This is a genomic window from Halorubrum sp. SD690R (assembly GCF_005435035.1).
GTDB lineage: Archaea > Halobacteriota > Halobacteria > Halobacteriales > Haloferacaceae > Halorubrum > Halorubrum ezzemoulense.
The window spans coordinates 145,189-158,005 of sequence record NZ_SGTV01000005.1 but is presented as its reverse complement, the minus strand read 5'-3'; the positions used below and the strand labels follow the sequence as shown (position 1 = coordinate 158,005).

Here is a 12,817-nt window from a genome sequence, read left to right as displayed (position 1 = left end):
ATGGACGAGTGGGACGACGAGTTCGACGACGGCGGCGGTGGCGGCGGCGGCGGCGCGGCCACCGACGAGCTCGAAAACCGGCTCGACGAGCTCGAAAACGAGGTCGCGTCGCTCTCCTCGACCGTCTCGACGGTCCGCTCGGAGAACGAGGAGATCTCGAACGCCGTCGACGACATCGAGGAGGACGTCCGCAACCTGCTCGACATCTACGAGATGGTCACCCGCGGCATCAACCCCTTCGTCGACGACTCCGGCGGCTTTGACAGCGTCGCCGGCGGCGGCGAGGGGTCGTTCGGCATCTTCGACGACGAAGACGGCGGCGAGGAGGAGGACCTCGACGAGGACGTCGCGAACGCCGACGCGGACGGGTTCTTCGACGACGACCTCCTCGACGAGGAAGCGGACGCGGACGCGGAGGCGGACGAGTTCGACGACCTCGACGATGACGTCGACGACGACGGGTTCGACGACCTCGACGAGGATATCGACGACGGCGGGTTCGACGACCTCGACGACGACTTCGAGGAACTGGATGACGACAGCACGGACGACGCCGCGTCCGAGACCGAAACGGCGGACGAGGAAGACGATATGAACGACGACGGAAAGAGCTTCAGCGAACTGAAAGAGGAGTACGACTCCGGGGAGGCCGACTGGGCCGAAGAGGGCGACGACGCCGCGGACGAGGACCCGTTCGACGACGGGGACGACTCGTTCGACGACCCCGGCGACGAAACGGACTCGTTCGACGACGGGGCCGCGGACGACGGGTTCGGTGACGACCTCGGCGGAGACGACCTCGGGGCCGAGACCGGTGGCGACGACTTCGGCGAACCGGCGGACCCCGAACCGGCGCGAGGCGCCGAACCGGATCCCGCCCCCGACCGCCGACCCGGCGGCGACCCCGCTGAGGCGTCCGGCGGCTTCGAGTACGTCGGTGAGGACGACCTCTCGGGGAGCGGCGGCCGCGGCAAGCCGTACCTCACCGAACTCCCGGGCGACTACGTCGGGGACCTCCTCGTGATGGAGTGGCTGGAGTTCCTCGTCTCCGAGAGCGACGTCACCGACGCGGTGCGCGCCATCAACTACTACGAGCGGATCGAGTGGATCGGTCCCGACGCCGCGGCGCGGCTCCGGGACTTCCTCTCCGGGTTCGGCACGATCGACCGCAACCTCGTCGACCGTCCGGGCACCGACCGGCTCGTCCGAGAACATCACACTCGCAGCCTCCGGTACGTGACCCAGCTCAACGGCACCAGCAGCCACACGGTCCTCCTCGACCGCTGGGACGACCTCGCCGGCGGCTCGATCGTCGGCGGCGGGCCGGTCCGAGGCCGCCGCGGCGGTCGCGCCGACCCGGCCCGCGGCGACCGCCGCGACCGCTCGGCCCCGAAGCGGAACGGGCACGAGCCGTCCGGTCGCCGAGAGGCCCCGGACGAGCGCGAGCGACGCACGAACGGCGCGGATCACGGCACGAACGGCGCGGACCGCGACGGCGGGGCGAACCGCGGCGACGCTCCCCGCGACGACCGGCGCGAGCGGAACGGTTCCACGCGACCAATGAACGACCCGAATCCCCGTTCCGACCGCGCCGATCCGGCCGACGGAGGGTGGGGAGATGGGCGTTAGCGTCTCCGCGTCTACGGCCATCATCGTCGCGGGGCTGTTCTTCGCGTTCACGACGTTCTACCCCGTGGCGTCCAACGGGATCGAGCGAGTCTCCGACGCGCAACACGGCGTCAACGAGCGCGCGCTCGAACGGCAGAACACCGACTTCTCCGTGACGAGCGCGACGTTCAACGCGACGACCGGCGAGCTCACTGTCAACGCCACCAACGAGGGCTCGATCGGACTCGTCGCCGACGACGCGACGCTCCTAGTCGGCAACGAGTACGTCGACGTCGGGGGTTCGAACGCTGCCACGACCGTCGACGGCGACGCCGACACCGCGCTCTGGCTGGGCGACGAGACGCTGTCGGTGACGGTCGGCGACACCGTGGAGACCGACATCGTCGGCGGGGAGACCCGCGTGGTCCTCGTCGTCGAGTCCGGTGTCCGCGACGCCGCGACCGTGACGGAGGTGAGCGCGTAGATGGCTAGCGTCCCGGTCTCGCACCTCATCCTGTTCATCGCAAGCCTGGTGATCGCTGCCGGCGTCGTCGGGACGATCACGACGGGCGTCGACCGCGTGAGCGCCGCCGTCGACGACGCGGGGCTCGACGCGACCGAGCAGCTCCGGACCGACGTGACGATCATCTCCGACCCGAGCGCGGGGGTGTACAACGCGACCGAGGGCAACGTGACGCTCCTGATAAAGAACACCGGCACCTACCGCCTCGCGCCCGACGGCTCCGACCTCGACGTCGTCTTCGACGGCGGGTACGTGCGGCCAAGCAAGCTCTCCGGAGAGCTGGTCTCCGTTGACGGCGCGAACGCATGGAGCCGCGGCGACGTGCTCCGCCTCACGATCGAGGTCAGCGAGATCGACGGCGTGAACGGCGGGCTCGCCGACGGCGACCACCGGGTGTACCTCTCGGTGAACGGCGACGAGGAGCTGTTCCAGTTCCGCGTGGGGGGTAACTGAGATGCCCCACGACAACCTCCTCTCGCTCGGTCTCGGCGAGCGCGACCGACTCAACAAGGAGCTCGGCGGTGGCATCCCCCGCGGGAGCATCGTCCTCATGGAGGGCGACTACGGGGCCGGGAAAAGCGCCATCTCTCAGCGGTTCGCCTACGGGCTCGTCGAGGAGGGCGCTTCGGTGACGATGATGTCGACTGAGCTCACCGTCCGCGGGTTCATCGACCAGATGCACTCGCTGGAGTACGACATGGTGAAGCCGCTCCTCCAAGAGGAGCTGCTCTTCCTCCACGCCGATTTCGACTCCGGCGGCGCGTTCTCCGACGGCGACGGCGAGCGCAAGGAGCTGCTCAAGCGGCTGATGGAAGCGGAGGCGATGTGGAACTCCGACGTCGTCTTCCTCGACACGTTCGACGCCATCTTCCGCAACGACCCAACGTTCGAGGCGCTCGTTCGGAAGAACGAGGAGCGGCAGGCCGCCCTCGAGATCATCTCCTTCTTCCGTGAGATCATCTCGCAGGGGAAGGTGGTGGTGCTCACCGTCGACCCCTCGGCGGTCGACGACGAGGCGATCGGCCCGTTCCGCTCCATCGCCGACGTGTTCCTCGAACTGGAGATGATCGAGGTCGGCAACGACATCCGCCGGCAGATCAACGTGAAGCGGTTCGCGGGCATGGGCGAACAGGTCGGCGACACGATCGGGTTCTCGGTGCGTTCCGGAACCGGAATCGTCATTGAGAGCCGCAGCGTCGCCTAACACATGGCCCGCAGACGCACAGCCGGTCCGCGCGCGCGGACTGCGACCACCGCGACGACCGAGCGTGGGACATGACCGAGCACGGCACCGCCAAACCGTCCGACGAGCTCCGGAAGGCCGCGATGCGGCGGCCGCACCTCCGGGAGCACCTCCGGGAGTTCAAACAGATCACCGGGGAGTTCCCGCAGTTCATCGAGGAGCCGAAAGACGAGTACGAGTCCAACCGGCCGAACGTCATCTATCCGGTCGGCGGCCCCATCTACAGCCACATCTACGGCGACCTCGGGCAGGACACGAAGTACTACGCCATCGAGCCGGAGCTCTCCGGCTCGCAGGCCGAGATCCTCAACGAGGTGAAAAACCGGCTCCTCACCGTGAGCGGTCAACACACCGCTCCGGACAACGAGGCCGAGTACGACGACCTCATCGAGGAGCTGTTAGAGGAGGTCACGCACATCGACGAGCAGAACGGCGGACTCCGCGGGAACCTCTCGAAGGTCCTCAACATGGGGAAACTCTCGGTCACGGAGGAGACCTACGAGAACATCCGATACCGGCTTAACCGCGACATCGTCGGGCTCGGCCCCCTCGAACCGATCATGCGCGACCCGGCCAACGAGGACATTCACGTCATCGGCCCCAAGGAGTGTCACGTCGACCACGGCACCTTCGGGATGCTGGAGACGACCGTCGACTTCGGTACCCCCGAGGAGTTCGACAACTGGCTGCGGAACATGGGCGAGCGGATGGGCGACCCCCTCTCCGACTCCGATCCGATCGTCGACTCCACGCTGCCCGACGGCTCGCGTATCAACATCATCTACTCCGACGACGTCTCGCTGAAGGGGTCCTCGCTCACGATCCGGCAGGGCGACGAGGTGCCCCTGTCGATCAATCAGATCACGAACTGGGGAACGCTCTCGCCGCAGTTGGCGGCGTACCTCTGGCTCTGCCTAGAGAACGAGCAGACGGTATTCGTGGTCGGGGAGACGGCGTCCGGGAAGACGACGACGCTGAACGCCATCCTCTCGTACATCCCGGACGACTCGAAGATATACACCGCGGAGGACACCGCGGAGGTCATCCCGCCGCACAGCACGTGGCAGCAGCTGTTGACCCGTGAGGGCGGCGCCGAGGGATCCACCGACGTGGATATGTTCGATCTGGTCGCCGCGGCGTTGCGGTCGCGCCCCGACTACATCATCGTGGGCGAGGTCCGGGGCGCCGAGGGGCGCATGGCGTTCCAGGCGGCCCAGACCGGCCACCCCGTGATGCTGACGTTCCACGCGTCCGACATCGTCTCGATGATCCAGCGGTTCACCTCCGAGCCGATCAACGTCCCGGAGACGTTCATGGACAACGCCGACGTGGCGCTGTTCCAGAACCGCGTGAAGCAGGGCGACCAAGTCCTGCGCCGCGTGACGAGCGTCCAGGAGATCGAGGGGTACTCCAAGGAGATGGAGGGGGTCGTCACCCGCGAGGTGTTCAGCTGGGACCCCGTCGAAGACGAGATCGTCTTCCAGGGGATGAACAACTCCTACGTGTTAGAAGAGCAGATCGCGACGCTGCTCGGCTACGCCGACACCCGCGACATCTACGACGACTTGGAGTTCCGCGCGGAGCTCATCGAGCGGATGATTCAGGAGGGCATTCTGGGCTACCACGAGGTGAACGACGCGATCAACTCCTTCCAGCGCGACGGCGTCGAGGGGCTCCCCTTCGACATGCACCGGAACACGATGTGACGATGCTCGGGGACACGTGACGATGCTCGGTGACGAACCGCCCGCGAGGGCGCCGGAGGGACGCTGACGATGGCGGTGAAACAGGTGGGCGACGGGCTCGCGACGGCCGCCCAACTGACCTCCGAGGTCATGGAGTCGTACGAGCAGCTCGACATCTCCAAGGGGAAGTACGTCGGGCTCGTGCTGTTCCCGGCCGTGCTCGTCTTCCTCGCGAGCGTCGTCGGCTTGGTCGCGCTGCCGCTCCCCTTCGCCGCCCGGGTCCCGATCCCGATGTTCGGCGGGCTCATCCTGTTCGCGGCGGTGATCTACCCGAAGATCTACCTCTCCAGTCTGGAGACGAAGATCGACAACCAACTACATCTCGTGATGACGCACATGACGGTGCTGTCGACGACGAACATCGACCGGATGGAGGTGTTCCGGACGCTGGCGAAAGAGGAGGAGTACGGCGTCGCCGCCGAGGAGATCGGCCGCGTCGTCCACCTCGTCGACACGTGGAACCAGAGCCTCGACGACGCGTGTCGGCGTCGGGCTCAGGAGGTCCCCTCCGACGCGATGGCCGACTTCTTCGACCGCCTCGGCTACACCATGGGCGCGGGGCAGTCGCTGGAGGAGTTCCTCGTCTCTGAGCAGGACGTCATGCTGGCACAGTACGAGACCCGCTACGAGTCCGCGCTCTCGAACTTGGAGGTGATGAAGGACCTGTACATGTCGATGATCCTCTCGATGACGTTCGCCCTCGTGTTCGCGGTCGTCCTCCCGATCCTCACCGGTAACGACCCGACCGCGACTGTCGCGGCCGTCATCGTGCTGTTCGTCTTCGTCCAGCTCGGCTTCTACGCGATGATCCGCGCCACGTCGCCGTACGACCCGATCTGGTACCACCCCGACGAGCGCTCCCCGGGCGACCTGAAGCTGTGGGGGTCGCTGATCGGCGGCGGCGCGCTCTCGTTCCTCCTCATCGGGATCACGGCCGCCGGGATGTTCGGGTACGGGCCCGGGCTTCCCGGTCTCCTCTTCTTCCTCGACGACGTGCGGCTGCCGCTGTACCTCGCGGTCCCCATCTCGCCGCTGATCATCACCGGGGTCGTCCTTCGGAGCGAGGAGCAGGCGATCACCGCCCGCGACGGCGAGTTCCCGTCGTTCGTGCGCGCGCTGGGCGCGACCGAGAGCGCGAAGCAGTCGACGACCACCGACGTGCTGACGACGCTGCGCGACAAGAACTTCGGGGAGCTCTCGGAGTCGATCGAGCGGCTCTACCGCCGGCTCAACATGCGAATCAGCACCGAGGGCGCGTGGCGGGCGTTCACGCGAGACACGCGCTCGTACCTCATCCAGAAGTTCTCCGAGATGTACCTCGTGGGCCGCCGGATGGGCGGGGACCCGAAGATGCTCGGCGAGCTGATTTCGAAGAACATGAACGCCGTCAACCAGCTGCGCGAGCAGCGCCGGCAGGCGGCGATGACATTCATCGGACTGCTGTACGGGATCACCGCGGCCGCGACGTTCGCCTTCTTCATCGGGCTGGAGATCGTTGCGATTCTCGCGGACTTGACCGCCGACTTCGGGCTCGACCAGATGGACATCGGGCAGATCGTCTACCCCGGCGCCTACGACATCCCGCTCATCGAGTACCTCCTCCTCACCGTCGTGCTGTTCAACGCGGCGCTCTCCTCGCAGATGATCCGCCGGATCGACGGCGGGAACCCCGCGAACGGCTACATCCACTTCGTGCTCCTGACGTGGCTCGGCTCCGTGACCGCCATCGCGACGCGGACCCTCGTCAACGCGATCCTGTCGATCTGACTGGAAATCGGTCGCTGTCGCCCGGCTGAGTCACCCCTCGAACAGTGCCGGCTCGGTGACCGCCTCGTCGGCCGCGTCGCGCCACGACCGCGACGGCGTCCACCCGAACAGCTGCTCCGCCTTCGCGACCGCGTACGCGCCGCGGTCGTCGCCCTCCGAGAGCGCGCTCCCGTCGACCGCGCAGTCGTCGGAAACCTCGCCGTACGACTCGCGCAGGAGTTCGAGCAGGGGGCGACCGAGCGCGTTGTCGGCCGCGACGCAGTTGATCGCCTCGTGGGTGCCGAGCGCGACGGCCGAGTCGTCGCCGAGGAGGTCCGCGAGCGCGGCCGCGACGAGGTCGGCGACGTCGCGGATGTCGACGTACGACCAGAAGTTGCCCGCGCCCGCCTCGAGGTCGGTCACGTACTCGTCCGCGCGGCAGGCGTAGTCGCCGGGGTACTGGATCCACGAGGGGCGGACGGAGACCGCCGACACGCCGTGGCGGCGCGCGACCGCGCCCGCCGCGGCCTCCGCGGTCACCTTCGAGAGCCCGTACGGGTCCTCCGGGCGGAGCGGGTGCCCCTCGGTGACCGGCAGCTCATCCGGGAACGGAGTCGGCTCGGCGAAGAAGAAGCCGTACGCGCCGTCGCTGGAGGCCTGAACGACCGGCGCGCCCGCTCGCCCGGCGGCGTCGAGGACGTGCTTCGCGGCGAGCGCGTTCGTCTCGAACACCCGCCCCTCGGGGTGGGTTCCGGCCACGGGGATCGCCGCCCAGTGGACGACGGCGTCCGGGTCGACGGCGGCGACGACGTCGAGCGCCTGCTCGCGCTCGGCGAGGTCGGCCGCGCGGAACGAGACGTTCGAGGCGGGGTTGACGCCGAGGCCCGGGTGGTCGTAGTCGACGACGACGACCTCGTAATCGCCCGCGAGCCGGTCGACGACCCAGCGCCCGGAGGCGCCGCGGCCGCCGGTGACGAGAACGGTGTCCATGCGTCGCCGTCGCGGTCGCGGGGCAAAAACGCAGCGTTGCGCCGAAAACCGCACCGCCGCGGGCGGGCGCCTCAGGGCCGCATCGTCCCCGGCTCCGGCAGGCTTTAACGCGCCGAGCGGTAATCTTGGGGTATGGACTGGAAGACAGACTGGGGGCTCCGTGGACGAATGGGGTTCACGATGTTCCTCCTCTTCGCCCTCTACGTCGTGTTCATCGGCGTCCTGATCGAGGTGTTCAACGTCGGGATCATCTTCACGCTCGCGATGTTCGGCGCGTTCTCGCTCGCGCAGTACTTCTTCAGCGACAAGCTCGCGCTCCGGAGCATGGGCGCCCGCGAGGTCGACCCGGACGAGTACCCGGACCTCCACCGCCGGATCGAGCGCCTGAGCCAGCAGGCCGACCTGCCGAAGCCGACCGTCGCGGTCGCGAACACCCGCGTCCCGAACGCGTTCGCGACCGGCCGGAACAAGAAGAACGCCACCGTCGCGGTGACGACCGGACTGTTGGAGAGCCTCGACGAGGACGAGCTCGACGGCGTGCTCGCCCACGAGCTCGCCCACGTCAAGAACCGCGACGTGATGGTGATGACCATCGCGTCGTTCCTCTCCACTATCGCCTTCTTCATCGTGCGGTGGGGGTGGCTGCTCGGCGGCGACAACCGGCAGGGAGCGCCCGTCATCGTGGCCATCGTCGCGTCGCTTCTGGTGTGGGTGATCTCGTTCCTGCTCATCCGCGCGCTCTCGCGGTACCGCGAGTACTCCGCCGACCGCGGTGCGGCGCTCATCACCGGGAAGCCCGGAGCGCTCGCCTCGGCGCTGATGACGATCGACGGGCGGATGGACCGGGTGCCCGAGGAGGACCTCCGCGAGGAGGCGGAGATGAACGCGTTCTTCATCATCCCGATCAAGGCCGGTTTCGTCGGCAAGATCGCCTCCACGCACCCCTCGACGGAGAACCGCATCGAGAAGCTCCGCGAGCTCGAAAAGGAAATGGAAACGGCCTGAGACGGGTTCGGATCGCGATTTTTGGTCGGTCGTCTATAAGTCGTTGAGAGCGGATCAACGGCGAACGCTCCCGAAGTCCCGGCAGCTCACTTAGAAACCGCTGAGAGTGGGTCGACGACGAACACCCCCGAAGCCCCGCCCGACCGTGACCGCATCCTCACGCCTCCCCAGCCTCGTCGCTGGCGCCCTCCGCTTCGCTCCGGGGCCAGCGACTCCCTCGCGCGTGCTCCTCGCGGCCGCCGCTTCGCTCCGGCCGCTCGCAGGCACGCGCCACCGACTCGTTCACTTCTCGATGATCGCGGACGGATCGCACCGCTGGTCGGTGTGAGCGGACTGAGGGGAGTAAGCCCCCTTCGGTTCGTCCCGACATTCGGCTGAGCGTCCGCGCCGCGGCCGGACTACCTTGTGGCGCGGACTTGCACCGGCGAGGATTCGCCGTTCCATCCGTTCCCGCCCGTCTCGGACGCGGCGGAGCCACGTACAACGTGGGAAACCCACGTACCCTCTCCGGGTTAACTCCCTTCCCTTGCGGGTCGGTTCGCGCGGATCATCGGTCGGGGCGGGGGGTGTCGTTGCTGTTCCAGAGCCAGCCGTCTCCGACTCCGGGCGTGTGCCCGGTCGCCTGTCCGGCCGGTGGGGGGACTTTCCTCATGCCGGAGGCACGGGAGTCGGGCTCCCTCTGTCCGTTCTCCTGTTTCGCCCGCCGGCGAATAAGCGGATCGGTCGGGCGCGTCCGCCGGGCGGAATCTGCGGGGTCCGGCGAAGACCCCGCGAACGCCGCGAGCGCGGTGCCACAAGGGAAGCGTTCAAGTCGCCAGCAACGTAATGGACTCTCATGTCCGAGGCCCAGACCGTTCAGCTGTCGTACGACGACGGTGCACGAGCGGTCGAACTCGCGCGGGAGGCGGTGGAGTCGTTCGTTCGACACGGGCAACGCGAACAGCCCGGAAGCATGCGCGAGGCGTTCTACGCCCGCACCGGCGCTTTCGTTCGGCTCCAGTCGACTCGGGGGCGGGGCCGTCTCCGCGGCTGCGCCGGCGCGTGGGACACTTCCGACCAGCTCGGGCACGCCATCGTCGAGGCCGCCATCAAGGCCGCCTCGGGCGACTCCTGCGGCTCCGAGGTGGAGCCGAAGGAACTCGACAACATCACCGTCTCGGTGTTCGTCGTCTCGAACACCGTCCTCACCAACGATCCCGCTGAGGACCTCGAGATCGGCACCCACGGCGTCTCCGTCGACAGCGGTAACGCGCACGGCTGGCTCTATCCGACGGTCCCCGTCGAGAACGGCTGGTCGGCCGCGGAGTTCCTCTCGCGAACCTGCCGGAAGGCGAAGCTCTCGCCCACCGCCTGGCAGGAGGAAGACACGATGGTGACGCTTATCGAGGGCCAGGTGTTCCGAGAGCGCGCCGACGGCGGCGCGGTCGAGGAGCTGTAGGCCGACCCGCTCGCGCCGGGACATCGCTCGTCCCGGCCCCGCCGTCTCGCAAACCGTTCCTTCCCGCTCGACGCGTCCCGTTGAGCCGCGGCGCCCTCTCACTCGTGGTCTGTCGTTCCCTCGCGTCTCGACCGCCGAGCGCAGATCGGCGCCCGCGCTCCGACGGTCCCCGAACCGGTGGCTTTTTGATGTTTTAGGCTAGCCTAATCTCTATGACTCACACGGTCAACGCAGACGGTCGACCGCCCGAGGGCGGTGATCCGCGGTGACCGTCGAGACGCACGTCGACCGCGCCCGGGACCGGGTGGCGGCCGAACGCGACGCCACGGCGGACGAGCGACGAGCGTACGAGCGGTTCCGATCGGCTCTCGCCTCGATCCCGACCGCCTCGGCGCCGACCGGCGCCGGCGGCGGGGGCGCCGGTTTCGGGAACGGCACCGGCGGCGGGCCGGGACCGAGCGCCGGCGGCGTCCGCGCCATCGCCGGCGCGACGAACGCGGCGGCGACCGACGGCTGTCGCCGGGTCCGCGAGGCGTTCGCCGAGACGGTGCGGCCCCACAGCGTGCCCGACGGTTCCGACAGCGAACCGCTGCTCGCGACCGTCTGCGAGGAACTGGGCGACGCCGTCGCGGTCGCGCTCTCGCCGAAGACGGACCACGATTTCACCCGCCCGGTCGCGTCGGCGATAGCGTCCGCCGTCGACGACCGGCTCGCGGAGCTCGCCGTGTTCGACCGGACCCTCGAACGCGAGGCGGCGTCGCTCCGGTCCGCCGGCGAGACGGTCCGTGAGACCACCGACTGGCTGTCGACCGCGGACGAGACGCCCCTCTCCGCGCTCGGGTTCGACGCCCTGCGTCGCCGCCACGAGGCGCTCGGCGAGCGGATCGAGGCCTGCGAGGCGCTGCTGGCGGAGCGGCAGGCCGACCTCGATCGGACCGCCAGCCGCGGCGCCGCGGTCGGCGTCCGACAGCGATCGACCGTCGCGTACCTGTACGACGACTTCACGGTGTCGTACCCCGTCCTCTCGACCGTCGCGCGCCTCGTCGAGACGCTCCGCGAGTGCCGGCGGGCGGTCCGCGACCACCTCGTCCGGAGGGCGTAACCGTGTCCGACTCACCGCGCCGCGTCCGAGCCCGCGGCTGGGCGTGGGCCTGTCTCGGCCTGTTCGGCGACCCGGACGGCGCCGACTCGGGCGCCACCGGACCGGACGACGACGCGCCGGACGACTCCGGGTGACGCGCGGCCCGAGCCGGTCTCTCCGACCGCGCCCCGCCGTGCGACAAACTACTCGTCGTCCCCGTACCCCACCGCCTCCGCGTCCGCGAGCGCCCGCTCCGTCGACGCCGACAGGTCCAGGGCCTCGTCGGCGACGACCTCGCCGTCGCGGATCACGGGCTCCATGAGCGACTCGGCGCCGTCCGGGCCAGAGCGCCCTGCGAGCCCGACCGCGTGGGCGCCGTCTTCGGTGCGGTAGACGGACTTCGCGCCCGAGAGTTTCCCGCGCTTGGCCGCCGGCTCGCCGTCGACGGCGACGAGGTCGAGCGCGAAGTCGACCGGGTCCGCGTTGGAGACGTACCCGCCGACGCCGAACCCGTCGGCGAGGTCGCGCAGGTCTCGGAGGTCCGCGGGGCCGAGCCCGCCGGAGACGTACACGTCCACGTCCCCGTGGCCCCGGGCCTCGAGTTCCCACTGGACCTCGCGGACGATGTGTCGGAAGTCGCCGCGCCGGGACCCGGTCGTGTCGAGCCGGACGCCGTCGAGGTCGTCGCCGAGCGTCTCGACCGCGCGGAGGACCTCGTCGACCTCGTCGGAGTAGGTGTCACACAGCGCGATCCGGGGCGCGTCCCCCGGCACGCCATCGTCGTAGGCGCGCCACGCGGCCTCCTGCTCGCCGCGGCCGAAGCAGATGGCGAGCGCGTGGGGCATCGTCCCGGACGCCTCGCGGCCGAGCAGCTCGCCGGCCGCGACGTGCGAGAACCCGTCGAAGCCGCCGACGAGCGCGGACCGCTCGACCGCCGCGGCCATCGCTGGGTGGACGTGGCGCGCGCCGAACGAGAGCACCGAGGAGTCCGGCGCGGCGACCCGACAGTCGAGCGCCGCCGTCGCCATCCCGGACGCGTGCGAGAGGAAGCCGAGCAGCGACGTCTCCAGCCGCGCGAACGCCGCGTACGGCCCCTCGATCCGCATCACCGGCCCGCCGTCGAACAGCCGCCCCTCCGGGATTGCGTCGACGTCGACGCCGCGTCCGGCCAGCAGCTCGACGGCGTCGCCGAGGCCGGCGAACAGCTCGAACTCCCCGTCCGGGAACTGGTCCGCGGTCACCTCGGCGACGACGCGCGGGTTCCGCCCCGCCGCCTCCAGCGCCGCCTCGGTCCGCTCGAAGTACGCGTCGGTCGCGCGGCCCTCCCGGATCGCGGCCGCGTCGACGATGTCGAACTCGCTCATGCTCGACGGTTCGGGCGCGGAGACGAAAAGCCACCGTGTCGCGGCGAGCGCGCGACGATCCCGGGCGGATCAGT

General features: G+C 69.3%; 12 protein-coding genes and 1 other RNA gene. 10 read left to right on the top strand and 3 right to left on the bottom strand.

The genetic code is table 11. The features are described from left to right. The 6 genes from EXE41_RS05135 to flaJ all read left to right on the top strand — a co-directional run. The coding region (locus tag EXE41_RS05135; RefSeq protein WP_137690439.1) for a FlaD/FlaE family flagellar protein at positions 1–1,629 on the top strand (1,629 nt) is incomplete at its 5' end. Then, the gene (locus EXE41_RS05130; RefSeq protein ID WP_086216896.1) at positions 1,619–2,092 is read left to right on the top strand and encodes a flagellin; all 474 of its coding nucleotides are present in this window, start codon (positions 1,619–1,621) and stop codon (positions 2,090–2,092) included. The genes EXE41_RS05135 and EXE41_RS05130, both read left to right, overlap by 11 nt. Then, positions 2,093–2,584 (top strand): flagellar protein G, encoded by a 492-nt coding sequence (locus tag EXE41_RS05125; protein ID WP_086216897.1) that lies wholly within the window; start codon positions 2,093–2,095, stop codon positions 2,582–2,584. It abuts the gene before it with no gap. A 1-nt stretch (position 2,585) separates the two neighbouring features. Further along, on the top strand, positions 2,586–3,335 hold the full coding sequence (locus tag EXE41_RS05120) for an ATPase domain-containing protein (protein WP_049930118.1): 750 nt from the start codon (positions 2,586–2,588) through the stop codon (positions 3,333–3,335). A 71-nt stretch (positions 3,336–3,406) separates the two neighbouring features. Continuing rightward, entirely contained in the window at positions 3,407–5,080 is a 1,674-nt protein-coding gene (locus EXE41_RS05115; protein ID WP_086216898.1) for a type II/IV secretion system ATPase subunit, read from the top strand. Positions 5,081–5,149: 69 nt separating this feature from the next. Continuing rightward, the gene (flaJ, locus tag EXE41_RS05110; RefSeq protein WP_049930120.1) at positions 5,150–6,886 is read left to right on the top strand and encodes an archaellar assembly protein FlaJ; all 1,737 of its coding nucleotides are present in this window, start codon (positions 5,150–5,152) and stop codon (positions 6,884–6,886) included. Positions 6,887–6,916: 30 nt separating this feature from the next. Here the strand turns inward: flaJ and EXE41_RS05105 are convergent, their stop codons facing one another. Beyond that, positions 6,917–7,855 carry an NAD(P)-dependent oxidoreductase gene (locus EXE41_RS05105; RefSeq protein WP_137690438.1) on the bottom strand — a complete coding sequence of 313 codons (939 nt, stop codon included), beginning with the start codon at positions 7,853–7,855 and terminating at the stop codon, positions 6,917–6,919. Between the two features lie 132 nt (positions 7,856–7,987). Between EXE41_RS05105 and htpX the strand changes: the two genes are divergently transcribed. Next, positions 7,988–8,860 (top strand): zinc metalloprotease HtpX, encoded by an 873-nt coding sequence (htpX, locus tag EXE41_RS05100; RefSeq protein WP_049930122.1) that lies wholly within the window; start codon positions 7,988–7,990, stop codon positions 8,858–8,860. A gap of 331 nt (positions 8,861–9,191) precedes the next feature. Here the strand turns inward: htpX and rnpB are convergent. Then, positions 9,192–9,544, bottom strand: an RNA gene (rnpB, locus tag EXE41_RS05095) — RNase P RNA component. A gap of 151 nt (positions 9,545–9,695) precedes the next feature. Between rnpB and EXE41_RS05090 the strand changes: the two genes are divergently transcribed. From EXE41_RS05090 to EXE41_RS19870, 3 genes are all read left to right on the top strand, one after another. Continuing rightward, entirely contained in the window at positions 9,696–10,298 is a 603-nt protein-coding gene (locus tag EXE41_RS05090) for a TIGR00296 family protein (RefSeq protein ID WP_086216770.1), read from the top strand. Positions 10,299–10,563: 265 nt separating this feature from the next. Continuing rightward, positions 10,564–11,400, top strand: a complete 837-nt coding sequence (locus tag EXE41_RS05085) for a hypothetical protein (protein ID WP_137690437.1) — start codon at positions 10,564–10,566, stop codon at positions 11,398–11,400. A gap of 2 nt (positions 11,401–11,402) precedes the next feature. After that, entirely contained in the window at positions 11,403–11,534 is a 132-nt protein-coding gene (locus EXE41_RS19870; RefSeq protein WP_255375963.1) for a hypothetical protein, read from the top strand. 48 nt (positions 11,535–11,582) lie between these two features. Here the strand turns inward: EXE41_RS19870 and EXE41_RS05080 are convergent, their stop codons facing one another. Continuing rightward, positions 11,583–12,743, bottom strand: a complete 1,161-nt coding sequence (locus tag EXE41_RS05080; RefSeq protein WP_086216772.1) for a nicotinate phosphoribosyltransferase — start codon at positions 12,741–12,743, stop codon at positions 11,583–11,585. Between the last annotated feature and the right edge of the window lie 74 nt (positions 12,744–12,817).